This window comes from Thauera butanivorans NBRC 103042, from assembly GCF_001591165.1.
GTDB lineage: Bacteria > Pseudomonadota > Gammaproteobacteria > Burkholderiales > Rhodocyclaceae > Thauera > Thauera butanivorans.
Genome location: NZ_BCUG01000023.1, coordinates 1 through 24,201, shown reverse-complemented (window position 1 = coordinate 24,201; position 24,201 = coordinate 1). Strand labels below are relative to the sequence as shown.

Genomic DNA, 24,201 nt, shown 5'->3' with positions numbered 1-24,201 from the left:
GACCCACCAACGATGAAGAATCTGATCCTCACCCTGATCGTCGCCATCTTTTCATTCGGCTTCATCGGCGCCCCCGAAGCCGAAGCCAAGCGCCTTGGCGGCGGCAGCAGCTTCGGCATGAAGCGCAATGCGACGCCCCAGCAAGCCCCCCGCCAACCCGCCGCAACCCAGAACACCCCGCCCGCCGGCGCGGCCGCTGCCGGTCAGAAGCGCTCCTGGATGGGCCCCATCGCCGGCCTCGCCGCCGGGCTGGGGCTGGCCGCGCTGTTCTCCCACCTCGGCCTCGGCGAGGAAATGGCCTCGTTCATGATGATCCTGCTGCTCGCAGCCGCAGCCTTCTTCATCTTCCGCCTGCTGTTCCGCCGCAACGCCAACAACCAGCAAAGCCAGAACCTGCAATACGCGGGGGCAGGCACTGGTGCGGGCGCGAACGCACGGCCGCTGAACCCGATGCCGCCGATGTCGTCCGCGCCGCAAGCCGCGGCCGCGTCGGGCCTCGACAAGGCGCTTGCCGAAGGCTTCGATGTGCAGGGCTTCGCCCGCCAGGCCAAACTGAACTTCATTCGCCTGCAGGCCGCCAACGATGCCGGCAACCTGGACGATCTGCGTGAATTCACCACGCCGGAAGTCTTCGCCGAAATCTGCATGCAGCTCAACGAGCGCGGCGCCGCTGCCCAGCGCACCGATGTCGTCGAACTGAACGCCGACGTCGTCGATGTCGAGCAGGACAGCGAGCGCTACGTCGTCAGCGTCCGCTTCAACGGTCTGCTGCGTGAAGCGGAAGGCGCCGCACCGGAGGCCTTCGACGAAATCTGGCACCTGACCAAGCCGATCAAGGGCCAGGGCGGCTGGCTCATCGCCGGCATCCAGCAGGTCGACTGAACATCGGGGCATGGACGGGGAGGCTCAGGCCTCCCCGTTTTGCTTTCGGCTCATATTTTTCCGCCCACTTCTCCACGCCCGGCCACCATGCTGTCCAGCGCTTTCCTGTCCGCCACCAACCATTTGCTGTCGCAATCCGGCTGGGCGCGCACGCGCCTGCTTCCACATGCCGGCCGCACGGCCCGGCTCGCCGTCACGCCGCTGCTGGAGCTCGATTTCTCGGTGTCCGCCGAAGGCTATCTGGCTGCATGGTCCGGCGAGAACGAGCCTGAGGTATTGCTGGTACTTGCCGCATCCGACCTGCCGAAGCTGCTGGTCGATGGCCTGGAAACGGCGATGCGCCACGTGCGCATCGAAGGCAATGCCGAACTCGCCGATGCCCTGGGCTTCGTCTTCCGCCACCTCCGCTGGGATGCGGAAGAAGACCTCTCCCGGCTGTTCGGCGACATTGCCGCCCACCGTCTGGTCGAAGGCGGCAAGCAACTGGTCGGCGAAAGCCGCCGCTCTCTCGAGCGCGCAGGTGGCAACGTCGCCGAGTACCTAACCGAAGAGGCCTCACTGCTCGTGCCGCACGGCGCACTTCCTCCGCTGGCGCAGGACATCGTCGCCTTGCGCGACGCCATCGGGCGACTCGACAAGCGCATTTCACGGCTAGAGCAAGGCCGCTGAATCACGGGAAAGCCCTTTCTTTCCGAAGCATGGATCGAAAAAAAGCAGCCCCAAGGAGCTGCTTTTTCATTTCCGTCCCGCCTTCAGGCAGGATGGAGAAGCGATCAGTGACCGCGCTTGCGCAGACGCTGGATCGCGGCAAGCTGCGCCACGGCTTCCATGAGCTCGGCCTGGGCCTTGGCATAATCCAGACGCGCGGTCTGGTTGGCCATTGCCTCTTCAGCCTTCTTCTTGGCTTCCAGCGCCTTCGCCTCGTCCAGATCCTTGCCGCGGATCGCGGTGTCGGCAAGCACCGTCACCAGACCCGGCTGAACCTCGAGCAAACCACCGGCAACGAACACAAGCTCTTCTTCCGCCTGATTCGGAACCTTGACCCGCACCGCCCCCGGTTTGATCCGGGTCATCAGCGGCATGTGGCCGGGCAGAATGCCGAGTTCACCCGCCTCGCCAGGCAGCGCGACGAATTCGGCCAGCCCGGAGAAGATCTGCTCTTCCGCACTGACGATGTCGACATGAACCGTCATAGCCATAGTGTTTCCTTTTCAAATCCGCGCGGCACCGAAGCACCGCGCGGGCGGACGAATTACTGCAGCTTCTTCGCCTTCTCGATGGCCTCGTCGATGTTGCCGACCATGTAGAAAGCCTGTTCCGGCAGGTTGTCCAGTTCGCCGCCGACGATCATCTTGAAACCCTTGATCGTGTCCTTCAGCGAGACGTACTTGCCCGGCGAGCCGGTGAACACTTCCGCGACGTGGAAGGGCTGCGACAGGAAGCGCTGGATCTTGCGCGCACGGGCCACGGCGAGCTTGTCTTCCGGCGACAGTTCGTCCATGCCCAGAATCGCGATGATGTCGCGCAGTTCCTTGTACTTCTGCAGGGTCTGCTGGACCTGGCGGGCAACGCCGTAGTGCTCTTCGCCCACGACCAGCGGGTCGAGCTGGCGCGAGGTGGAGTCGAGCGGATCGACGGCGGGGTAGATACCCAGCGCGGCGATGTCACGCGACAGCACGACGGTGGAGTCCAAGTGCAGGAAGGTAGTGGCGGGCGACGGGTCGGTCAAGTCATCCGCCGGCACATACACCGCCTGGATCGAAGTGATGGAACCGACCTTGGTCGAGGTGATGCGCTCCTGCAGGCGGCCCATTTCTTCCGCCAGCGTCGGCTGGTAGCCCACCGCGGAAGGCATCCGGCCCAGCAGCGCGGACACTTCGGTACCGGCCAGGGTGTAGCGGTAGATGTTGTCCACGAAGAACAGGATGTCGCGGCCTTCGTCGCGGAAACGCTCGGCCATGGTCAGGCCGGTCAGCGCCACACGCAGACGGTTGCCCGGGGGTTCGTTCATCTGACCGAACACCATCGCGACCTTGTCCAGAACGTTGGAGTCCTTCATCTCGTGGTAGAAGTCGTTGCCCTCACGGGTACGCTCACCCACACCAGCGAACACCGACAGACCGCTGTGCTGCTTGGCGATGTTGTTGATCAGCTCCATCATGTTCACGGTCTTGCCGACACCGGCGCCGCCGAACAGACCCACCTTGCCGCCCTTGGCGAACGGGCAGATCAGGTCGATGACCTTGATGCCGGTTTCGAGCAGCTCGACCGACGGCGACAGCTCGTCGAACTTCGGCGCCTTCTGGTGAATGGCGCGCAGCTCGTCGGTTTCGATCGGGCCGGCTTCGTCGATCGGGCGGCCCAGCACGTCCATGATGCGGCCCAGCGTGCCGTGGCCGACCGGCACCGAGATCGGCTTGCCGGTGCCCGAAACCTTCATGCCACGGCGCAGGCCGTCGGAAGAACCCAGCGCGATGGTCCGCACCACGCCGTCGCCGAGCTGCTGCTGGACCTCGAAGGTCAGGCCAGGCTCGGCAAAGGAATCGGCAGCGTCCTCGAGCTTCAGGGCGTCATACACCTTGGGCATCGCTTCACGCGGGAACTGGATGTCCACCACCGCGCCGATGCACTGAACGATCGTACCTTGACTCATCGTCATATCCTTAAATCAATAATGCCTTACACCGCGGCGGCGCCGCCGACGATTTCCGACAGCTCCTTGGTGATCGCGGCCTGGCGGGTCTTGTTGTAGACCAGCTGCAGTTCGCCAATCACGTTCTTGGCATTGTCGGAAGCGGCCTTCATTGCCACCATGCGCGCGCTCTGTTCGGATGCCATGTTCTCGGCCACGGCCTGATAGACCAGCGCCTCGACGTAGCGAACCAGCAGTTCGTCGATGACGACCTGCGGATCCGGCTCGTAGAGGTAATCCCACGAACTGTCCGGCGTACCCAGCTTTTCACCGGTGAGCGGCAGCAACTGCTCGAGCACCGGTTCCTGCTTCATCGTGTTGATGAAGCGGGTGTAGACCAGGTAGACCGCATCGAGCTCGTCGTTCTGGAACGCGTCGAGCATGATCTTGACCGGACCGATCAGCTTCTCCAGGTGCGGCGTGTCACCCAGCTGGGTGACGTTCGACACCACCTTGGCGCCCATCCGCTGCATGAAACCCAGACCCTTGTTGCCGATGGCGCAGGCACGGATCTCGGTCACGCCCGAGGACTCCCAGTCCTTCATCGCGTTGAGGGCGATGCGCTGGACGTTGGTGTTGAGACCACCGCACAAACCCTTGTCGGTGGTCACCAGGATCAGCCCCACCCGCTTGACCTGGCTCTTGTGAACCAGGAAGGGGTGCTTGTAGTCGGTCACATTGGCCTGGGACAGGTTCGCGGCGAGTCGGCGGATCTTCTCGGCAAAGGGACGGGCGGCCCGCATCCGGTCCTGCGCCTTGCGCATCTTGGATGCAGCCACCATCTCCATGGCCTTGGTGATCTTGCGCGTGTTTTGCACGCTCTTGATCTTGGTACGGATTTCCTTACCGCTTGCCATATTCCGTCTCCCTCGCCGGCCTCAGGCCCAGCTCTTCTTGAACTCGGCGATCGCGGCAGCCAGGGTCTTTTCGCCTTCGGCGTCGAGTTCCTTCTTGCTCAGGATCGAGGAGACCAGATCGGCCTGCTTGGTCTTGACGAACTGCAGCAGCGCGGCTTCGAACGGCAGCACACGGCTGACATCGACGTCGTCGAAATAGCCGTTGTTCACCGCGTACAGCACGACGGCCATGTCGGCGATCGACATCGGCGAATACTGGGCCTGCTTCATCAGTTCGGTGACTCGGCGGCCGCGTTCGAGCTGCTTGCGGGTGGCATCGTCCAGGTCGGAAGCGAACTGGGCGAACGCAGCGAGTTCGCGATACTGCGCCAGGTCGGTACGAATACCGCCGGACAGCTTCTTGACGACCTTGGTCTGCGCGGCACCACCGACGCGGGACACCGAGATACCGGCGTTGATCGCGGGACGGATACCGGCGTTGAAGAGGTCGGTCTCGAGGAAGATCTGGCCGTCGGTGATCGAGATGACGTTGGTCGGCACGAAGGCGGACACGTCGCCGGCCTGGGTCTCGATGACCGGCAGTGCGGTCAGCGAACCGGTCCGGCCCTTGACTTCGCCATTGGTGAATTTCTCGACGTAGTCTTCGTTCACGCGCGCGGCGCGCTCGAGCAGGCGGGAGTGCAGGTAGAACACGTCACCCGGGTAGGCTTCGCGGCCCGGCGGGCGGCGCAGCAGCAGCGAAACCTGGCGATAGGCCCAGGCCTGCTTGGTCAGATCGTCATAGACGATCAGCGCGTCCTGGCCACGGTCGCGGAAGTACTCGCCCATGGTGCAGCCGGCGTAGGCCGACAGGTACTGCATGGCGGCGGATTCGGAAGCGGTCGCGGCGACGACGATGGTGTATTCCATCGCGCCGTTCTCTTCCAGCTTGCGCACCACGTTGGCAACGGTCGAAGCCTTCTGGCCGATCGCCACGTAGACGCAGAACATGTCCTGGCCTTTCTGGTTGATGATGGCGTCGACGGCCACGGCGGTCTTGCCGGTCTGGCGGTCGCCGATGATCAGCTCGCGCTGGCCGCGGCCGATCGGCACCATGGAGTCGACCGACTTCAGGCCGGTCTGCACCGGCTGCGACACCGACTTACGCGCGATGACGCCCGGCGCGACCTTCTCGATCTTGTCGGTCAGCTTGGCGTTGATCGGGCCCTTGCCGTCGATCGGCTGGCCCAGCGCATTGACGACGCGACCGACCAGCTCGGGGCCGACGGGCACTTCGAGAATGCGGCCGGTGGCCTTGACGGTGTCGCCTTCGGTGATGTGCTCGTACTCGCCGAGCACCACGGCGCCGACGGAATCGCGCTCGAGGTTGAGCGCCATGCCGAAGGTGTTGCCGGGGAATTCCAGCATTTCGCCCTGCATCACGTCGGTCAGGCCGTGGACGCGGCAGATGCCGTCGGTGACGGAGACCACCGTGCCCTCGTTGCGCGACGTGGCGGCGAGCTGCAGGTTCTGGATCCGGCTCTTAATCAGATCACTGATTTCAGAGGGGTTGAGTTGCATAGCTTTTATGCTCCTAGTTCTTTAGCGCAGCGGCCATGTTCGCGAGCTTGCCGCGTACCGAGGCGTCGATGACTTCGTCGCCGACGGCGATGCGGACCCCACCGATGAGGGCGGGATCGATATGGACCTGGATGTTCAGTTTCGCCTTGAAGCGGGCTTCGAGGTCGGACTTGAGCGATACCAAGGTCGCATCGTCGAGGGGGAAGGCAGAGGCGATTTCAGCCTCGAGGACACCTTCGTGTTCGTTCTTCAGTGCAACGAACAGGTCACGGATCTCGGGAAGCACCTGCAGACGTTCGTTATCCACGAGGATGCGGACGAAGTTCTGCTGTTCAGCGGACAGGGTTCCGGCCACATCCAGCACCAGCTTCACGAGCTGATCGGCGCTGAGATTGGGATCGGAGATGCAGGCCCGCATGTCCGGATCGGCCGCCAGGGCGGCGAGCCGATCCAGTGCTTCCGACCAAGGCCCCAGCGCACCTGCCCCGCGAGCCAGCTCGAAGGCGGCATCCGCATAGGGGCGCGCGATGGTGACGTTCTCGGCCATGACTTATTGCAGTTCCTGTTTCAGGTTGGCAAGCAGTTCGCTGTGCACCTGGGCGTTGATTTCGCGGCGCAGAATCTTCTCGGCACCGGCAACGGCCAGGCTGGCGACCTGGTCGCGCAGCGCTTCCTTGGCGCGCTGGGCTGCAGCACCGGCTTCGGTCTCGGCAGCTTCGCGGGCGGCCGCAATGATGCGGGCGGCTTCGGCACGGGCTTCATCGACAAGCTGGCTCGCCTGCTTTTCAGCGGAGGCACGCACATCGCCCGCGGATTCGCGAGCCTTGCGCAGTTCCTCGACGACCTTCTTCTCGGCGAGCGCCAGATCGGCCTTGGCCTTGTCCGCAGCTGCCAGCCCGTCGGCGATTTTCTTCGCACGCTCGTCCAGTGCCTTCACGATGGGCGGCCACACGAATTTCATCGTGAACCACGCCAGAATGAAGAACACAACGAGCTGGGCTATCAGGGTTGCGTTCAAATTCACGGTTCTTGGCCCTCAGGTTGGTTCAAAAAAGGATGAACTCGAACCGATCAGAGCTGGAACGGGTTGGCGAAGGCGAACATCATGGCGATACCGACACCGATCAGGAACGCGGCGTCGATCAGACCGGCCAGCAGGAACATCTTGGTCTGCAGGGCGTTCATCAGTTCAGGCTGGCGAGCGGAAGCTTCGAGGTACTTGGAACCCATGATGCCGATACCGATACAAGCACCGATGGCACCCAGACCAATGATCAGACCAGCAGCCAGAGCAACAAAACCCAGAACGTTTTCCATGACAACTCCTTAGTGGGGAAGGTGAGTTTAAAAACCAGGTACTACGTTGAAGATGAAGCCGAAACTTGTTCTTAGTGGCTTTCGTGCGCCTGACCGACATACACCAGGGTCAGCATCATGAAGATGAAGGCCTGGAGCGTGATGATCAGGATGTGGAAGATCGCCCAGATGGTGCCGGCGATCACGTGGCCGGCAAAACCGAACACGGTGGCCGTGCCGCCCAGCAGCGCAATCAGGATGAACACCAGTTCGCCGGCATACATGTTGCCGAACAACCGCATGCCGTGGGACACGGTCTTGGCCAGGAACTCGATGATCTGCATGGCGAAGTTCACCGGATACAGCAGCGGGTGGCTGCCGAAGGGCGCGGTGAAGAGTTCGTGCACCCAGCCCGAGACGCCCTTGATCTTGACGTTGTAGTACAGGCAGAGCAGCAGCACGCCGATCGACAGGCCCAGCGCGGCCGACAGGTCGGCGGTCGCGACGATGCGCATGTAGGCGTGGGCCGGATCGCCGCCGGCAGCGGAATAGGCGCCGGTCCAGAGCATCGGGATCAGATCGACCGGCAGCAGGTCCATCGCATTCATCAGGAAGATCCAGACGAACACGGTCAGCGCCAGCGGGGCGACGAACTTGCGTGACTCGGCGCTATGCACGATGCCCTTGGCCTGGTCGGCCACCATCTCGACCAGCAGCTCGACGATGCCCTGGAAACGCCCGGGCACGCCGGAAGTCGCCTTGCGGGCGGCCAGCCACAGGATGAAGACGGTGAGCAGACCCAGCGCGATCGAAAAGAACATCGAATCGAGGTTGATGACCCCCCAATTGACGATGCTCTCTTGCGGATGTCCGGTGTTGTTGAAGTGTCCGAGGTGGTGGATTACGTATTCGGATGCGGTGGGAGCGTTGCCAGCCATGTCAGGTCTTCACCAAAAATGCAAATAAGTTCGCCTTGAGCGCCAGGATCAGGCCGATCAGCATCGCTCCCCAGTGGAGCTGCGGATACAGGGCCCACACCAGCACCAGTAATCCCACGATCGAGGCGACCTTGATCAGTTCGCCCGCGACGAAAGCGGCCACGCTCGCCGTGCCTGCCTTGCGTGAAATCGCAGCAAGACGCACAGCGAACATCCAGCTCGGCAACACGCACGCCAACCCGCCACCCGCCGCAGAGATCGCACCCCGCACCCCGAACAGCGCAGCGGAAACAGCCACCGCGAGGATCGTTGCGCACAACTGCAGTAGAACGGCTTTTAGCATCGATTGTCATGCCGGCAGCCGGAGACCGCCGAAAAATCCCGCGAATACTAGGGGTTATCCACAGCAAAGTCAAACTTTAGTTGCATTGCAGCAAACGCCCCCGTCAACTGTCGTATATCTTATAGAAATTATCCGCTTCATTCGACTGTCGTGTGTGTCTGCGAGGACGTCGAAGGCCCCCTCCCATCCGCCATCGCGCCACCGCACAGCCCGGCCCCACGCGGCTTTTTGCCGCCGGACCGTCCCAAGGCAAAAGCGCTCCCTCGGAGGGTGGATCAGGGGTTTCGCGGAGCACTGCTCCGCGCCTGCGGAACGGGCCGGCTGTGCAAAACCGCCCCTCTTGCGGCCCGCGGAGCGTGGGGGCCTTGCTTGCGTACCCCGGTCAGCGCAAGCGTCCGAGCAGGCCGTCGAGCTGGTCCAGGCTGCCGAAGCGGATCGTGACTTCGCCAGCGCCTTTCTTGTTGGCCCGGATCTTCACCGAAGCGCCGATGCTGTCGGCGATCTCTTCTTCCAGCCGCAGCAGGTCGCGGTCCGGCTGATGCGCGGGCTTCTTCTGGCGGGGGTTCAGGATCTGCTGCACCAGGCGCTCGGTGTCGCGCACCGACAGCTGGCGGGCGGCAACCTGGTTGGCGAGCTGGATCTGGCTGGCGCCGTCGAGCGGCAGCAGCGCACGCGCATGGCCCATGTCGATGTCGCCGGCCATCAGCAGCTCCTGCACCGGCCTGGCGAGATTGAGCAGGCGCAGCAGGTTCGACGCCGCCGGCCGCGAACGGCCGACCGCATCGGCGGCCTGCTGGTGGGTCATGTCGAACTCGTCGATCAGGCGCTGGATGCCGCCGGCTTCCTCGAGCGGATTCAGATCCTCGCGCTGGATGTTCTCGATCAGCGACATCGCCAGCGCCGCTTCGTCCGGGATCTCGCGCACCAGGCAGGGCACCTCGGCCAGGCCGGCGATCTGCGAGGCGCGCCAGCGGCGCTCGCCGGCGATGATCTCGTAGCTGTCCTCGCCCACCGGACGCACCATGATCGGCTGCATGACGCCCTGCGCCTTGATCGAAGCCGCCAGCTCCTCGAGCGAACCCGGATCCATGCGCGTGCGCGGCTGGTACTTGCCCGGCTGCAGCGCGATCGTGGGCAGGGTCTGCAGCTCGCCCTTCTCGGGTTCGTCGTCCTGGTTGGCCGCCAGCAGCGCATCGAGTCCGCGGCCGAGGCCCTTGAGTCTGGGTTTGTTCATGGTCGTGTCCGGATTCAGAAGGTCCTGGCGCGTTCGATCATCTCGCGCGCGAAAGCCATGTAGGCCTGCGCGCCCTTGGCCGCCCGGTCGAACACCACGCCCGGCATGCCGTGGCTGGGCGCTTCGGCCAGGCGCACGTTGCGCGGCACGATGGCGCGGAACACCTTGTCGCCGAAATGCCCTTCGAGCTGGGCGGAAACCTGCTGCTGCAGCGTCATGCGCGGGTCGAACATCACCCGCAGCAGGCCGATGATCTTGAGATCGCGGTTGAGGTTGGCATGTACCTTCTTGATCGTATTGACCAGGTCGGACAGCCCCTCGAGCGCGTAGTACTCGCACTGCATCGGGATGATCACGCCGTTGGCGCAGCACAGGCCATTCAGCGTCAGCATCGACAGCGAGGGCGGACAGTCGATGAGGACGAAGTCGTAGTCGGCGTCGAAGGGCGCCAGCGCATTGCGCAGCCGCTTCTCGCGCTGCTCGAGATCGACCAGCTCGACTTCGGCGCCGGCAAGGTCGCGGTTGGCGGGCAGCACGTCGTAGCCGCCGGTCGGCGAGGTGACGCGCACGCCGGCGAGGTCTTCCAGGCCCACCAGCAACTGGTAGATCGACGCCTTCAGGCCGCGCTTGTCGATGCCGCTGCCCATCGTCGCGTTGCCCTGCGGATCGAGGTCGATCAGCAGCGTGCGCTGGCCGGCCAGTTGCAGCGCGGCGGCGAGGTTGACGCAGGTGGTGGTCTTGCCCACCCCGCCTTTCTGGTTGGCGACGCAGAATATCTTGGCCATGGTCGAATCAGGCTGTTCCGTTTGCAGGGGCTGTGCGCATGGCGCGGAGCCCCGAGTGTACTTCAATGTTGCGACGCATCAGCCCACGCCATCCACGGCACGGCGGATGACGACCAGATGGCGCTCGGCATCCAGCCCCGGCACCGTCAGTGCGCGCACCTCGCTTGCAAGCCAGCCCGCAGGCAGGGCCGCGATCTCGCCGGCCGGATGAACACCTTTCATCGCGTACAGTGCACCACCGCCGGCGACGAGATGGCCGGACAGGCTCACGAAGTCGGCCAGGCTGGAGAAGGCCCGCGAAATCACGCCGTCGGCCGCGCCGCCCGGCAGGTCTTCGGCCCGCAGTTGCTCCACGCGCTTGTTGAACACGCTGAAGTTGCCGAGGCCGAGCTCGATCTTCGCCTGCTGCTGGAAGCTCGCCTTCTTGCCGACGGTCTCGATCGAACTGACGATCAGCCCGGGATTCACGATTGCCAGCACCACGCCCGGCAACCCGCCGCCCGAACCGATGTCGGCCAGGCAGCCGGCGGTCGGCAGCTGCGGCAGCACCGCCAGCGAATCGAGCAAATGGTGGGTGATGACTTCCTGCGGGTTGCGGATCGCGGTCAGGTTGTAGACCTTGTTCCACTTCAGCAGCAGCTCGCCGAAAGCGAGCAGGCGCTCGACCGTCTCATCGGCCAGCACCAGGCCGAGCTCGGCAATACCTTCGGCCAGCTGAGCGGCATGAGCCTGCAGCCGTCCGCTCATGCTGCCGGCCTCCGCGCCGCGACATCGGCACTGCTCGTCCGTGCCGCCAGGTCGCGGCGCTTCAGCCACACCAGCAGCAGCGAGATCGCCGCCGGCGTCACGCCCTGGATGCGGCCGGCCTGGCCGATGGTCTCGGGCCGGTGCAGGTTCAGCTTCTGCTGCACTTCCTTCGACAGCCCGCGCACGTCGGCGTAGTCGAGGTCCGCCGGCAGGCGGGTGGCTTCGGCCTGCGCCTGCTTCGCCACTTCTTCCTGCTGGCGGTCGATGTAGCCCTGGTACTTGGCGGCGATCTCGATCTGCTCGATCACCTGCGGGTCGGTCTCGGCCGCTTCCGGCGCACCGGGCAGGCTTATCAGCGAGGCATAGCTGGTCTCCGGCCGGCGCAGCAGCTCGAAATAGCGCTGCTCGCGCTCCAGCGGCTTGCCCAGCACGCGCTGCTGGTCTTCGGCCGGAATCGCCTCGGGCCGCGCCCAGGCCGCTTTCAGCTGCGCACTGCCACGCTCGATCGCCTCACGCTTGCGGCAGAAGGCCTCCCAGCGCACATCGTCGACCAGGCCGAGTTCGCGCCCCTTCTCGGTCAGACGCAGGTCGGCGTTGTCCTCGCGCAGGCTCAGACGATATTCGGCGCGCGAGGTGAACATGCGGTAGGGCTCGGACACCCCACGCGTGATCAGGTCGTCCACCAGCACGCCCAGATAGGCTTCGTCGCGGCGCGGACACCAGGCTTCGCGGCCCTGCACCTGCAGCGCGGCATTGGCGCCGGCCAGCAAGCCTTGCGCGGCGGCTTCCTCGTAGCCGGTGGTGCCGTTGATCTGGCCGGCGAAGAACAGACCGCCGATCGACTTGGTCTCGAGGCTGGCCTTGAGATTGCGCGGATCGAAATAGTCATACTCGATCGCATAGCCCGGGCGCAGGATGTGGGCGTTTTCCAGACCGCGGATCGAACGCACGATCTGCAGCTGCACGTCGAAGGGCAGCGAGGTCGAGATGCCGTTGGGGTAGATCTCGTGCGTTTCCAGGCCTTCCGGCTCGAGGAAGATGTTGTGGCTGTCCTTGTCGGCGAAGCGATGGATCTTGTCCTCGATTGACGGACAGTAGCGCGGGCCCACGCCCTCGATGACGCCCGAATACATCGGCGAGCGGTCGAGATTGGCGCGAATGACGTCGTGCGTGCAGACGTTGGTCTGCGTCATCCAGCACGGCAGCTGGCGCGGATGCTGCTCGGCGCGGCCGAGGAAGGAGAACACCGGCACCGGATCGTCGCCCGGCTGCTCGGTCATCACCGAAAAATCGATCGTGCGCGCATCCAGCCGCGGCGGCGTGCCGGTCTTCAGCCGGCCTTGCGGCAGGGCGAGTTCCTTCAGCCGCGCGCCGAGCGACACTGCCGGCGGGTCGCCGGCACGGCCGGCGGCGTAGTTCTGCAAGCCCACATGCACCAGGCCGTTCAGGAAGGTGCCGGCGGTCAGCACCACGGCCGGCGCCTCGAAGCGCAGGCCGATCTGCGTCACCACGCCGGTGACGCGGTCGCCAACCACGGTCAGGTCATCCACCGCCTGCTGGAACAGCCACAGATTGGGCTGGTTCTCCAGCCGCTTACGGATCGCCGCCTTGTACAGCACGCGGTCGGCCTGGGCACGGGTGGCGCGCACCGCCGGCCCCTTCGAAGCGTTCAGGATGCGGAACTGGATGCCGCCCTCGTCGGTGGCCGCCGCCATCGCGCCGCCGAGCGCATCGACTTCCTTGACCAGATGACCCTTGCCGATGCCGCCGATCGACGGGTTGCAGCTCATCGCCCCCAGCGTCTCGATGTTGTGGGTGAGCAGCAAGGTCTTCGCGCCCATGCGCGCCGCGGCCAGCGCGGCCTCGGTCCCGGCGTGGCCGCCGCCGACGACGATGACATCGAAACGAGTGGGGTAGAGCATGATGCGCTCCATGCTGCAAGGCGTGAACAAGGGGTGGAATTCTACGCCGTCGACGCCGGAAGGGCTAGGTTTCGCCCCCATGTTTCACGGAATTCCGCATTCCAAACAGCGGGTTATTCGATCCCCGACCTTGTTCGCCACTCAGCGCCGCTGCGCGGCCAGCATGCGACCGACCGCCTCCAGATGCTCAGCCTCGTTGTGGCACATGCCCTGGAAAACCGCGCACAGGTCGAGGAAGTCCTTCAACTCCATGCGCTGCGCCATCTTCATCAGCCGCTTGGTCAGGCGCAGGGCTTTCGGCGGCTGGGCGGCGAAGCGGGCGGCTAGCGCTTGCGCGCGCGGCAGCAGTTCGTCCGGCTCGACCACGTCCAGCACGATGCCCAGCCGTTTCGCCTCTTCAGCGTCGATGATGCGGCCCGACAGCGTCAGCTCGAAAGCCTGCTGGTAGCCGATCAGGCGCTGCATGAACCAGGCGCCGCCGTCGCCGGGGATGATGCCGAGGTTGAGGAAAGTCTCGCCGAATTTGGCTTTCGTCGATGCGATGCGGATGTCCGCCATGTTGGCGAGATCGAAGCCGGCGCCGATCGCCGGGCCGTTCACCGCGGCGATGACCGGCACTTCCAGCGCCTGCATCGCCAGCGGAATGCGCTGGATGCCGCGGCGGTAGCGGGTGGCGACTTCGGCAACCTCGCCGGCGAAATCGCCGCCGCGCTCAGCCATGTCCTTGACGTTGCCGCCGGACGAGAAAGCCGCGCCGGCACCGGTCATCACCAGCACCGACACCTCGTCGCAGCGGTTCATCCATTCGGCGACGGCGCAGATGTCGTCGATCAGCGCCGAGCCGGTCAGGGCATTGCGCAAGTCGTCGCGGTCGAAAGTCAGCGTGGCGACGCGGTCATCGACAGTCAGCAGGGCGTCGGTCAGGATCGGCAGGTCCATCAGGCAGTCTCCTTGGCTTCATCGTGGCTCGAAGCCGTGATGATGCGCGGATCGGCCGCATCGGGTCCACCCGTGTCAGGCGGCCGATGGCTTCGCCGCGCGCGGCGTGCGGAAGCGCCACCACGGCAGCACGCGGGTCATCGGCAGCACGTCGCCGCTGCTCATCGGCGCATAGCCGGGCAGGGCGGACAGATGGCGCTGCCATTCCTCCATGCGCAGCAGGGCCAGCAGCGCCTGGGCGGCGGGCTGCTCGAGGCTGCTCTTGAGACAGGCGAGGAAATAGTGCTCCTCGACCAGCGGCACGAAATCCAGGCCACGCACCCGGGCATTGGCCTCGATGCCGAAGCCGGCGTCGGCCATGCCGGTCACGATCGCATGCGCGACCGCTGCATGCGAGGGTTCGACGCGCTCGTGGCCGCGTACCGATGCGGGCGCGATGCCAGCGTCGGCCAGCAATTCGTCGAACAGCACGCGCGTGCCGGTGCCAAGCGCACGATTGACGAAACGCACGCCGCGCCGGGTGAGGTCGTCCACCGTCCGCAGGCCGAGCGGATTGCCCGGCGCCACGATCAGGCCCTGCGTGCGGCGGGCGAAGCCGATCAGCTTGTTGCGCCCCGGCTGCAGCAGCGGTTTGTAGGTGCGCTGCGACAGCGAACCACGCGCCGGCTTGATCCGGGTATGGAAGCCCGCCATCTCGCAGCGGCCTTCGTTCAGCGCGCGGATGGCATCGACGCTGCCGGTGAAGCGGATGTCCAGATGCAGCCGCCGGGCGCGCGCCTGCTCGCCGAGCGCGATCAGGGCTTCGTCGTGGCTGGCGAAGAAGGTCAGCACATGGGCGGAATCGTCGAAGGCGATGGCGAAGGCGCGCTCGATGTCGGCGCGCAGTGCCTCGATCTGCGGCAGCAGCCTCGCCTGCGCCCGGCGCTCCGCCCACAGCAGCTTGGCACCGAAGTCGGTGAGGCGGGCCGCATGGCCTTTCTCCCAGTGGATCAGCGGCTGGCCGAACTCCGCATCCCAGCGTTTCAGCTCGCCCCAGACGTGACGGTAGGACAGGTCGAGCTGGCGCGCGGCAGCCGAGATCGACCCCCGCTCACTGACCGCCTGCAGCAGATCGAGCAGCGGGTTGCGTACCAGCGCGGGTGCCGCATCGGCGCCAAGCGTGTAGTTGAGGCTGACTCTGTGCATGTTTCCCGTACCGCGGACGGGCGGCGCGCCGCCTTCCGCTCTCCCGACCGTGGCTGCTGCCCTGTCGAACATGGTCAGGCTATGACCGCCGCCGACTTGACCAGCGCCCACACCGGCAGCCCCGGCCGTATCCGCAATTCCTCCACCGACTTGCAGGTCAGGCGCGAAATCAGCGCCTGGCCGCCGCAACGGATCCGCACCAGTGCCTGCGACGGATGAACGTCCTCCATCACCGCTTCGACGATGCCGTGCAGGCGGTTCTGGATGCTGCTGCGCTGCGGCTCCTCCAGCGCCAGGCTGACGTCGCGCGCCAGCACGCGCATGCGGACCCGCGCGCCCACCGCCTGCCCGCCGTCGCGCACGAAGATGCCGTCCTCGCCGTCGAGCCGCACGCGGGCGAGGTGCCAGTGCGCATCGCGCTCGCCGACGACGCCTTCGATCACCGCCGCCGCGTCTTCGCCGGCCAGCACCGGCAGGTCACCCTGCGCCAGCACCTCGCCGACCGGTCCCACCGCCAACGTCCGTCCCTGCTCCAGCACCACGACCTGGTCGGCCAGCCGGCTCAGTTCGTCCACCGAATGGGTGACGTACAGCATCGGCACGGCAAGCTGGTCGCGCAGGCGCTCGAGCCAGGGCATGATCTCGCGCCGGCGCGGCAGGTCGAGCGAGGCCAGCGGCTCGTCCAGCAGCAGCAGGCGCGGACGCGTCGCCAAGGCGCGGGCGATGGCCACGCGCTGGCGCTCGCCGCCGGACAGCTGGGCGGGCCGGCGCGCCAGCAGCGCGCGGATGCCGAGCAGTTCGATCGCCTCCTCCAGCGCCTCCCTGCCGCCCGGCATCCTGGCGCGGCGCAGGCCGTATTCGAGGTTGCGCCGCGCATCCAGGTGCTCGAACAGGCTGGATTCCTGGAACACGTAGCCGAGCGACCTGCGCCAGGTCGGCAGGAACACGCCGTTCGCATCGTCCTGCCAGACTTCGCCGCCGATGCGGACGAAGCCCTCGCTCGCACGCTCCAGCCCCGCGACGCAGCGCAGCACGGTGGTCTTGCCCGAACCCGAAGCGCCGAACAGCACCGTGATGCCGCGCGCCGGCAGATCCAGATCGACGTCGACGGCAAATTCCGACCGCGCCAGGGCAAGCCGCACCCGGTTCATGTCCGCACCGGCTTCCATCTCCGCGCTCATCGCATGAAACCCCCGCCACTGCGCCTGAGCAGGGACAGGCTCAGCAGGATCACGAACGAGAACGCCACCATGCCGCCCGCCAGCCAGTGCGCCTGGGCGTATTCCATCGCCTCGACGTGGCCGTAGATCTGGGTGGACACCACGCGGGTCTGGCCCGGAATGTTGCCGCCGATCATCAGCACCACGCCGAACTCGCCGACCGTGTGGGCAAAGCTGAGGATGGAGGCGGTCAGCAGGCCGGGCCGCGCCAGCGGCAGCGCGACGGTGAAGAAGGCGTCGAGCGGGCTGGCGCGCAGCGTGGCGGCCGCTTCGAGCGGCCGCGGGCCGATGGCCTCGAAGGCGTGCTGGATCGGCTGCACCGCGAAAGGCAGCGAGAACACGATCGAACCGATCAGCAGCCCGGTGAAAGTGAAGGACAGCGTGCCCCAGCCCAGCGCCAGGGTCAGTTGCCCGAGCGGACCCTGCGGCCCCATCAGCACCAGCAGGTAGAAGCCCAGCACGGTCGGCGGCAGCACCAGCGGCAGCGTGACGAGGGCACCGATCGGCGCCCGCCACTTCGAGCGCGTCTGCGACAGCCACCATGCCAGCGGCGTCGCAATGATCAACAGCAGTACCGTCGTCAGGCTCGCCAGTTCGAGCGTGAGCCGGATCGCCTGCCAGGCACCGTCGTCGAGCACCGCCATGCTCAGAGCGCGTAGCCGTAGGACCGGATGATGTCCCTGGCAGTATCACCCTTCATGTAGTCCATCAGCGCGGCCGCGGCGGCATTGTCCTTGCCCTTGGCCAGTACCAGCACGTCCTGGCGGATCGGCTCGTACAGTTCGCCCGGCACGATCCAGGCCGAACCTTCGGTGACGCGGCCGTCGGCATACACCTGCGAAAGCGCGACGAAGCCCAGCGGCGCGTTCTGCGTGGCAACGAACTGGTAGGTCTGGCCGATGTTCTCGCCCTGCACGAACTTGCTGGCCAGGCTGTCGGCCAGGCCGAGCTTGTTCAGCGTCTGCATCGCGGCGGCGCCGTAGGGTGCGAGCCTGGGATCGGCCAGCGCGATGCGCTCGAACCTACCCTTGCGCAGGACCTCGCCCTGATCGTCGACCAGGCCGGCCTGCTTGCTCCACAGCACCAGCTTGCCGATGGCGTAGGTGAAGCGGGTGCCCGCCACGCCATCGCCTTCACGCTCCAGACGGGCGGGCGTTTCGTCGTCGGCGGCGAACAGTACCTCGAAAGGCGCCCCGTTCTTGATCTGCGCGTAGAACTTGCCGGTCGAACCGAAGGACAGCACGAGCTTGTGGCCGGTGTCCTTCTCGAAGACTTCGGCGATCTTCTGCATCGGCGCAGTGAAGTTCGCCGCCACCGCCACGCTGAGGTCGGCAGCGTGCAGCGGCGCGCAGAGGAAGAGGCCGGCAAAAAGGATGGAGACAGCGGGGGCGGAGGCGTGGGGTTTCATGGGTGGAACTCGCTATTCCAAATTTGAATAGCGATTCTAGCAATCCTCCCAGGACATGGGAAATCGTGCTCCGGGAGCTGCACTCAACCTGCGTGCACCGGAATCGCGGTGTTGTCGATCACCCGCCGCAGCACGAAGCTCGAATGCACGCCGGTGACGCCGGGGATGCGGGTGATGCGGTTGAGCAGCAGTTCCTGGTAGCCGTCCATGTCGGAGACGATCACCTTCAACTGGTAGTCGGCATCCTGGCCGGTGATCAGCAGGCATTCCAGCACCTGCGGAATCTTCGCCACCTCGCTTTCGAAGTGCGTGAAACGCTCGGGGGTGTGGCGGTCCATCGAGATGTGGATCAAGGCCATCAGCGACAGGCCGAGCTTTTTCGCGTCGAGCAGCGCTCGGTAGCCGAGGATCAGGCCGGACTCCTCCAGCGCCCGCAGCCGCCGCAGGCAGGACGAAGGCGACAGGCTGATGCGGTCGGCGAGGTCCTGGTTGCTGATGCGGCCGTCCTGTTGCAGCACTTCCAGAATCTGGCGGTCGTAGCGGTCGAGTTGCATGATCGGCTCCTGAATCTGCCCGGTTCGGCAGATCATTTCACTTAATCATCAATTTGTGAATCATTTCTCCGGAAAAGCCGCTTCCGCACCGCAACAACGCAATCGTCTGCCGCTGCATGGCGCGTAAACTTTCGTCCATCGAATCACGCCACGCCCACGAGGACCGCGCCATGATGCTTCAGAACCCCGCCGCCAAGTACCGTCCCTTTCCCGCCGTCCAGCTTGCCGACCGCCAATGGCCGGGCAAGACCATCGACAAGGCGCCGATCTGGATGAGCACCGACCTGCGCGACGGCAACCAGGCGCTGTTCGAGCCGATGAGCGTCGAGCGCAAGATGCGCATGTTCCGCACCGTCTGCGACATCGGCTTCAAGGAAATCGAAGTCGGCTTCCCGGCCGCGTCGCAGACCGACTTCGACTTCGTCCGCCATCTCATCGAAGGCGGCCACGTGCCCGAGGACGTCACCATTCAGGTGCTCACCCAGGCGCGCGAAGACCTCATCCGCCGCACCATGGATTCGGTGCGCGGCGCCAGGCGCGCCATCGTCCACGTCTACAACGCCACCTCGCCGACCTTCCGCGAAGTGGTGTTCGGCATGGACAGGCCGCAGGTCGTCGAGCTCGCCGTATCGGCGGTACGCCTCATCAAGCAGATCGCTGCCGAGATCGAAGCCGAATGCGGCACCCGCATCTCGCTCGAATACAGCCCGGAGACCTTCACCGCCACCGAACTCGACTTCGCCAGGGAAATCTGCGATGCCGTCACCGCCGAATGGGGCGCGACGCCGGACGACAAGGTCATCCTCAACCTCCCGGCCACGGTCGAAGTATCGACGCCCAACATCTACGCCGACCAGATCGAGTGGATGCACCGCAAGCTCGCCCGCCGCGACAGCGTCGTGCTCAGCCTCCACCCGCACAACGACCGCGGCACCGGCGTCGCCGCGGCCGAACTCGGCATCATGGCCGGCGCCGACCGCGTCGAAGGCTGCCTGTTCGGCAACGGCGAGCGCACCGGCAACGTCGACCTCGTCACCCTCGCGCTCAACCTCTATACCCAGGGCGTGCATCCGGAGCTCGACTTCTCCGACATCAACGCCATCGCCCGCACCGTCGAATACTGCAACCAGTTGCCCATCCACCCACGCCACCCCTATGTGGGGGATCTCGTGTTCACTGCCTTCTCCGGCTCCCACCAGGACGCCATCAAGAAGGGATTCGCCGCCCAAAAGGCCGGCGCCCAGTGGAACGTGCCCTACCTCCCGATCGACCCCGCCGACGTCGGCCGCAATTACGACTCGGTGATCCGCGTCAACAGCCAGTCGGGCAAGGGCGGCATCGCCTACCTGCTCGAGACCGAGTACGGCATCGTCATGCCGCGCCGGCTCCAGGTGGAATTCTCGCGCGAAGTGCAGCAGGTGACGGACGCCACCGGCGGCGAGATGTCGGCCGAGGCCTTGTGGGAGCTCTTCCGCAGCACCTACGTCGATTCCGCTTCGCCGGTGCGCTACGTCGAGCACCACCTGTTCGAGCACGGCGCAGCCCAGGGCATCCGCCTCGTGGTCGAGACCGGCGGCACCCGCCACCTGCTCGTCGGCGAAGGCAACGGCCCGATCGACGCCGCGGTGCACGCACTGCGCGGCGCCGGCATCGACGTGCAGGTGCGCAGCTACGAGGAACGCTCGATCACCGCGAGCGAGGACGGCGGCAATGCCCAGGCCTGCGCCTTCGTCGAACTGATGCAGGCCGGCGACAACGGCGGCGACCGCTACGGCGTCGGCATCGACGGCAACATCATCACCGCCTCGATCCGCGCCATCGTCAGCGGCGTCAATCGCCTGCAGCCGGCATTCGACACCGAACCGGCAGCACGCGCCGCCTGACGGCCAGCCCGCCTCGTCTCCATCAACCGCGAAGCCGGCCCACGAGGCCGGCTTCGCTTCGTCAACGGTCCGGGTTCAATGCATGCGGCCAATCTTGCGGTAGAGCGTGTTGCGGCTGATGCCGAGCCGGCGCGCGGCGGCCGAGACGTTGCCGCTGACTTCGCGCATCACCGCAGCGATCACCTCCAGCTCGATCTCGCCCAGACTGCGCGCCTGCGCGGACGGCTCGGCAGGCGCTTCGGCCGCGGGCTGCGGTGCGGCGGCCGCCTGCGGGCGGCCGCTTTCGGCGTCGTCCATCGGATCGGCGCCGAACAGTTCCTCGGGCAGGTGGACCGGCAGGATCTCGGCTTCGTCGTCGTCGAGCAGCGCGGCCGCCACCCGGATCACGTTCTGCAGCTGGCGGACGTTGCCCGGCCAGGGATAGCGTTCGATGAACTCCAGCACCTGCTCGCTGATGCGCACCTGGCCGGCCCGCGGTGACTCGGCCAGTTCGGTTTCGAGGATCTTGGCAACGATGGAGCGGATGTCGGAGCGCTCGCGCAGCGGCGGTACGGTGATGGTCAGGCCGTTGACCCGGTAGTACAGATCCTCGCGGAAAGTGCCCGCCTTGACCGCATCGCGCAGCATGCGGTGGGTGGCGCAGACCAGCGAGATATCGACCGGAATCTGGCGCTGGCCGCCGATCGGCGTCACGCAGCGCTCCTGCAGCACGCGCAGCAGCCGCGCCTGCATGCCCAGCGGCATGTCGCCGATCTCGTCGAGGAACAGCGTGCCGCCATGGGCCTGCTGGATCCTGCCGATCGCGCCTTCGCGCCGGGCACCGGTGAAGGCGCCGCCGACGTAGCCGAACAGTTCGGATTCGATCAGGCTCTCGGGAATCGCGGCGCAGTTGAGCGCGACGAAGGGCCCCTCGGCACGCGGGCCGGAGAAGTGGAAGGCGCGGGCGAAAAGCTCCTTGCCCACGCCCGACTCGCCCTGGACCAGCAACGGGATGTCCTTGCCGCTGATCCGTGCGGCGCGATCGAGCGCGAGCTGCAGCCGCGGGTCGCCGGTTGCCAGGCAGTCCAGCGTGATTTCGCCCGTGCGCCGGTCACAGGGCCTGGCGCTGCGCGCGGACTGGACGCGCGCAGCAGCACCCGCCTCGTCGTCGCGCGTGCCGGCACGGGACATGCCGAGCAGCGGCCCCGCCGCGCGCAGACGCGAAAAGAGACGCTCGCCCGCGCGTGGCTCCAGCGCCTGGAGCGCATGCGGATCGCGCGCGCAACGGTCCATGAAGACACCGAACGAGACCCGGAACACATTGGAAAAGCCGATGCCTTCGGGACAGACGGGCAATTGCCGCAGCAGCGCACGGGCAATGCCGTTGGCGCCGACCACGCGCCCGTCCTGGGTCACTGCCAGCAGGCCCTCCTGCAGGCCGCCGATGCATTCCGGCCGGCTGTGGATCGCCACCAGGATCTCGCGCGCGTACTGAATCTCGAACAGGCGCTTTTCCAGCATCTGCGCAGCGAGCCTGACGAGGCCGAGCGTGTGGCGCTGGGGGTTGCGGCTGTCGCCGGAGATGTCCAGCACACCTGCGATCGTGCCTTCCGGACTGAACACCGGGGCAGCGCTGCAGGCCAGGAAACCGTTGCGGTCGAGGAAATGCTCCGCGCCGATGACTTCGACCGGCGCCGCTTCGATCAACGTGGTGCCGACCGCGTTGGTGCCGCGCGCACCTTCGCTCCACGAGGCACCGGGCTGCAGCGCGATGCGCTGCGCGCGGCCGACGAATTCCGGATCGCCGAGGCTGTGCAGGATCACGCCACGGTCGTCGGCCAGGATGACCATGCTGCCCGAGGCGCGGATCTGCTCGTACACATGCTCCATGACACCGCTGGCGTTGTTCAGCAGCAGTTCGCTGCGCTCGCGGGCTTCGGCAAGTTCGCTGCGGCCTTCGGGGTCGCCGCGGCCATTGGCCAGATAGTCGACGCCTGCATCACGGCAACGCAGCCACGAGCGCAGAACCTCGTTCGGCAGTTCGCCGTCCGGGCAAGCCCCTTCCTCGAAAAACCGCCGTCGCGCCTCGGTCACGCGCAACTCGCGTCCGTCGGCGGGCAAAAGCTGGCCCATTGCCTGTCTCCTCCTCGTTTTCCCGCTCGGTCATATTTTTTTGATGCGGGCTGTCCCAAAACTTAGCACCTGCCTCGAATTGCAGCAACCGCCGCCGGGGCCATGCCCTGTGTGAGAGCAAGTTCCTTGCCACACAACGGCGCAAGCCGCCATGGCACACCGCTTGCAGAGTTCCCATCAACCGGATCCGCCGGTGCATCGAAATCGATACATCCCGACACCAGTCATGAGGAACTGCAAAGTGAAAAGCAAATACAACGAGGAGACGAGATTCCAGCCCCTGCGCAAGGCAGCGCTCGCACTGCTGCTCGCCGGCAGCGCGTCGCTGGCCTGCGCGCACGGCGACGTCGTTCCCCAGGCCGTCGACGTCTCCGCCCTGAAGCCGCTCGGCGACGCCTGGCTGGAGCGCAACCCCTACAGCGAAGACAAGGACGCCATCCGCATCGGCGACTCGGCATTCAACCAGAACTGCGCCCGCTGTCACGGCCTCGGCGCCGTCTCGGGCGGCATCGCGCCCGACTTGCGCTCCCTGCCGAACGACGCCGAGGGCGACGAAATCTTCATGCAGCGCATCCGCCACGGCGCCACCCGCGACGGCCGGGTCTATATGCCGCCGTTCGAGGGTATCCTGTCCCAGGAGGCCATGTGGGCGATTCGCGCCTGGCTGGAGACCGTCGCCGAAGAGTGATCGTGACCGGGCCTCGCCGCCCGGACATTCGCCGTGCGCCCCAGCCGCCCCCTGCCGCCCGATCCGCGGCAGGGGGCGTCGTCACAAGGAGACGCCCCCCATGATCCCCGCACGCTATGACCCGGGCGCAATCGCGCTGCACTGGGTCCACGCGATTCTGATCGCCGTCCTGATCTTCATCGGCCTGTCCATCGATGGTCTGCCCAGCGGGCCCGAGCGCAGTTCCACGATCGCCCTGCACAAGTCGCTCGGCATCACCGCCTTCCTGTTGCTCCTGCTGCGCCTGGCCTGGCGCAGGCGGCATCCGCCACCGGCGGACGAGCGCCTGAGCACGCTGCAGCAGCGCCTCGCGCGCTACGGCCATCGTGCCGTCTACCTGCTGCTCGTGCTGACGCCCTTGAGCGGCTATCTGTCGAGCAGCTTCACCAAGTACCCGATGCGCTTCTTCGGCTACGTCATTCCAAAGGCAGGCTGGCCGGACGAAGCCCTGAACGCGTTGTTCGGCGCCGCCCACAGCCTGTTCGCGTGGACGCTGCTGGTGCTGATCGTGATGCACGTCGGCGCCGTGATCCTGCACTGGCTGCAAGGCGTGCCGGTGTTGCCGAGAATGCTGCCGGGCCGCCACGGCAGCGGCCGCCGCTGAACCCGGGCTTCAGCCCGCCAGCATGGCGCATGAGCCTGCCACTGTCCCATGATGAAGCACCTGTTCCAAAGCGGAGCAGGTGCTTTCCGTCACGCACGCTGCCGCACCCGGTTCGTCACGCCGGCCGGAATCCACTCGCTGGCCATTTTCGGGTTCCCGCCGCCGGTCCCGCCAGTGCCGTTCGACATCACCTGGACTTGCTTCAAGGCAAAAAAGGGGCGGCCCGAAGGCCGCCCGGAACTCACTTCCGTGAGATGGGGGAGAACGCCTGGCCCCCGCGCCGCCCTGCAAGCGGCGTTTGGGGCCTGATCCA

25 protein-coding genes are annotated in these 24,201 nt (G+C 66.1%); 5 read left to right on the top strand and 20 right to left on the bottom strand.

Annotated features, from left to right (window positions below):
- Nucleotides 1-12: 12 nt before the first annotated feature.
- Together TBU01S_RS11110 and TBU01S_RS11105 are read left to right on the top strand one after the other, a co-directional pair.
- Entirely contained in the window at nucleotides 13-882 is an 870-nt protein-coding gene (locus TBU01S_RS11110; RefSeq protein ID WP_068636715.1) for a Tim44 domain-containing protein, read from the top strand.
- 87 nt (nucleotides 883-969) lie between these two features.
- Nucleotides 970-1,551, top strand: coding sequence for a ubiquinone biosynthesis accessory factor UbiJ (locus TBU01S_RS11105; RefSeq protein ID WP_068636714.1), 582 nt, complete (start codon nucleotides 970-972; stop codon nucleotides 1,549-1,551).
- A 104-nt stretch (nucleotides 1,552-1,655) separates the two neighbouring features.
- Here TBU01S_RS11105 and TBU01S_RS11100 read toward each other — a convergent pair whose 3' ends face one another.
- From TBU01S_RS11100 to TBU01S_RS11010, 19 genes are all read right to left on the bottom strand, one after another.
- Nucleotides 1,656-2,081, bottom strand: coding sequence for a F0F1 ATP synthase subunit epsilon (locus tag TBU01S_RS11100; protein ID WP_068636713.1), 426 nt, complete (start codon nucleotides 2,079-2,081; stop codon nucleotides 1,656-1,658).
- A 53-nt stretch (nucleotides 2,082-2,134) separates the two neighbouring features.
- Nucleotides 2,135-3,535, bottom strand: coding sequence for a F0F1 ATP synthase subunit beta (gene atpD, locus TBU01S_RS11095; RefSeq protein ID WP_068636712.1), 1,401 nt, complete (start codon nucleotides 3,533-3,535; stop codon nucleotides 2,135-2,137).
- 26 nt (nucleotides 3,536-3,561) lie between these two features.
- The gene (gene atpG, locus TBU01S_RS11090; RefSeq protein WP_068636711.1) at nucleotides 3,562-4,431 is read right to left on the bottom strand and encodes a F0F1 ATP synthase subunit gamma; all 870 of its coding nucleotides are present in this window, start codon (nucleotides 4,429-4,431) and stop codon (nucleotides 3,562-3,564) included.
- Between the two features lie 21 nt (nucleotides 4,432-4,452).
- Entirely contained in the window at nucleotides 4,453-5,991 is a 1,539-nt protein-coding gene (gene atpA, locus TBU01S_RS11085) for a F0F1 ATP synthase subunit alpha (RefSeq protein WP_068636710.1), read from the bottom strand.
- A gap of 13 nt (nucleotides 5,992-6,004) precedes the next feature.
- Nucleotides 6,005-6,538: a F0F1 ATP synthase subunit delta gene (locus tag TBU01S_RS11080; protein ID WP_068636709.1), complete on the bottom strand. Its 534-nt coding sequence runs from the start codon at nucleotides 6,536-6,538 to the stop codon at nucleotides 6,005-6,007.
- A gap of 3 nt (nucleotides 6,539-6,541) precedes the next feature.
- A complete protein-coding gene (locus TBU01S_RS11075; protein ID WP_068636708.1) occupies nucleotides 6,542-7,015 on the bottom strand; it encodes a F0F1 ATP synthase subunit B in 474 nt (157 codons plus the stop codon).
- A gap of 47 nt (nucleotides 7,016-7,062) precedes the next feature.
- Complete coding sequence (atpE, locus tag TBU01S_RS11070; protein WP_002925444.1) at nucleotides 7,063-7,308, bottom strand: F0F1 ATP synthase subunit C; 246 nt, start codon at nucleotides 7,306-7,308, stop codon at nucleotides 7,063-7,065.
- 71 nt (nucleotides 7,309-7,379) lie between these two features.
- On the bottom strand, nucleotides 7,380-8,225 hold the full coding sequence (gene atpB, locus TBU01S_RS11065) for a F0F1 ATP synthase subunit A (protein ID WP_068636707.1): 846 nt from the start codon (nucleotides 8,223-8,225) through the stop codon (nucleotides 7,380-7,382).
- Between the two features lies 1 nt (nucleotide 8,226).
- A complete protein-coding gene (locus tag TBU01S_RS11060) occupies nucleotides 8,227-8,568 on the bottom strand; it encodes an ATP synthase subunit I (RefSeq protein WP_068636706.1) in 342 nt (113 codons plus the stop codon).
- 382 nt (nucleotides 8,569-8,950) lie between these two features.
- Nucleotides 8,951-9,802: a ParB/RepB/Spo0J family partition protein gene (locus TBU01S_RS11055; protein WP_068636705.1), complete on the bottom strand. Its 852-nt coding sequence runs from the start codon at nucleotides 9,800-9,802 to the stop codon at nucleotides 8,951-8,953.
- Between the two features lie 14 nt (nucleotides 9,803-9,816).
- Nucleotides 9,817-10,587, bottom strand: coding sequence for a ParA family protein (locus tag TBU01S_RS11050; protein ID WP_068636704.1), 771 nt, complete (start codon nucleotides 10,585-10,587; stop codon nucleotides 9,817-9,819).
- A 78-nt stretch (nucleotides 10,588-10,665) separates the two neighbouring features.
- Nucleotides 10,666-11,334: a 16S rRNA (guanine(527)-N(7))-methyltransferase RsmG gene (gene rsmG, locus TBU01S_RS11045; protein WP_068636703.1), complete on the bottom strand. Its 669-nt coding sequence runs from the start codon at nucleotides 11,332-11,334 to the stop codon at nucleotides 10,666-10,668.
- Nucleotides 11,331-13,256 carry a tRNA uridine-5-carboxymethylaminomethyl(34) synthesis enzyme MnmG gene (gene mnmG, locus TBU01S_RS11040; protein ID WP_068636774.1) on the bottom strand — a complete coding sequence of 642 codons (1,926 nt, stop codon included), beginning with the start codon at nucleotides 13,254-13,256 and terminating at the stop codon, nucleotides 11,331-11,333. The genes rsmG and mnmG overlap by 4 nt, the downstream gene beginning before the upstream one ends.
- A gap of 141 nt (nucleotides 13,257-13,397) precedes the next feature.
- Entirely contained in the window at nucleotides 13,398-14,195 is a 798-nt protein-coding gene (locus TBU01S_RS11035) for an enoyl-CoA hydratase-related protein (protein WP_068636702.1), read from the bottom strand.
- A gap of 75 nt (nucleotides 14,196-14,270) precedes the next feature.
- On the bottom strand, nucleotides 14,271-15,380 hold the full coding sequence (locus tag TBU01S_RS11030; RefSeq protein ID WP_068636701.1) for a substrate-binding domain-containing protein: 1,110 nt from the start codon (nucleotides 15,378-15,380) through the stop codon (nucleotides 14,271-14,273).
- Between the two features lie 74 nt (nucleotides 15,381-15,454).
- On the bottom strand, nucleotides 15,455-16,549 hold the full coding sequence (modC, locus tag TBU01S_RS11025) for a molybdenum ABC transporter ATP-binding protein (RefSeq protein ID WP_245650900.1): 1,095 nt from the start codon (nucleotides 16,547-16,549) through the stop codon (nucleotides 15,455-15,457).
- A gap of 8 nt (nucleotides 16,550-16,557) precedes the next feature.
- Nucleotides 16,558-17,244: a molybdate ABC transporter permease subunit gene (modB, locus tag TBU01S_RS11020; RefSeq protein WP_068636700.1), complete on the bottom strand. Its 687-nt coding sequence runs from the start codon at nucleotides 17,242-17,244 to the stop codon at nucleotides 16,558-16,560.
- A 2-nt stretch (nucleotides 17,245-17,246) separates the two neighbouring features.
- Entirely contained in the window at nucleotides 17,247-18,008 is a 762-nt protein-coding gene (gene modA, locus TBU01S_RS11015) for a molybdate ABC transporter substrate-binding protein (RefSeq protein WP_068636699.1), read from the bottom strand.
- Between the two features lie 83 nt (nucleotides 18,009-18,091).
- Nucleotides 18,092-18,562, bottom strand: a complete 471-nt coding sequence (locus tag TBU01S_RS11010; RefSeq protein ID WP_174524532.1) for an Lrp/AsnC family transcriptional regulator — start codon at nucleotides 18,560-18,562, stop codon at nucleotides 18,092-18,094.
- A gap of 170 nt (nucleotides 18,563-18,732) precedes the next feature.
- Between TBU01S_RS11010 and leuA the strand changes: the two genes are divergently transcribed.
- The gene (leuA, locus tag TBU01S_RS11005) at nucleotides 18,733-20,445 is read left to right on the top strand and encodes a 2-isopropylmalate synthase (RefSeq protein WP_068636698.1); all 1,713 of its coding nucleotides are present in this window, start codon (nucleotides 18,733-18,735) and stop codon (nucleotides 20,443-20,445) included.
- A 75-nt stretch (nucleotides 20,446-20,520) separates the two neighbouring features.
- On the opposite strand, the gene TBU01S_RS11000 is transcribed toward leuA, so the two are convergent.
- Nucleotides 20,521-22,557 carry a sigma-54-dependent Fis family transcriptional regulator gene (locus TBU01S_RS11000; RefSeq protein WP_068636697.1) on the bottom strand — a complete coding sequence of 679 codons (2,037 nt, stop codon included), beginning with the start codon at nucleotides 22,555-22,557 and terminating at the stop codon, nucleotides 20,521-20,523.
- 241 nt (nucleotides 22,558-22,798) lie between these two features.
- On the opposite strand from TBU01S_RS11000, the gene pedF reads away from it, so the two are divergent.
- Together pedF and TBU01S_RS10990 are read left to right on the top strand one after the other, a co-directional pair.
- Nucleotides 22,799-23,245, top strand: coding sequence for a cytochrome c-550 PedF (gene pedF / locus TBU01S_RS10995; RefSeq protein WP_068636696.1), 447 nt, complete (start codon nucleotides 22,799-22,801; stop codon nucleotides 23,243-23,245).
- A 100-nt stretch (nucleotides 23,246-23,345) separates the two neighbouring features.
- On the top strand, nucleotides 23,346-23,888 hold the full coding sequence (locus TBU01S_RS10990; protein ID WP_068636695.1) for a cytochrome b: 543 nt from the start codon (nucleotides 23,346-23,348) through the stop codon (nucleotides 23,886-23,888).
- Nucleotides 23,889-24,201: the final 313 nt, after the last annotated feature.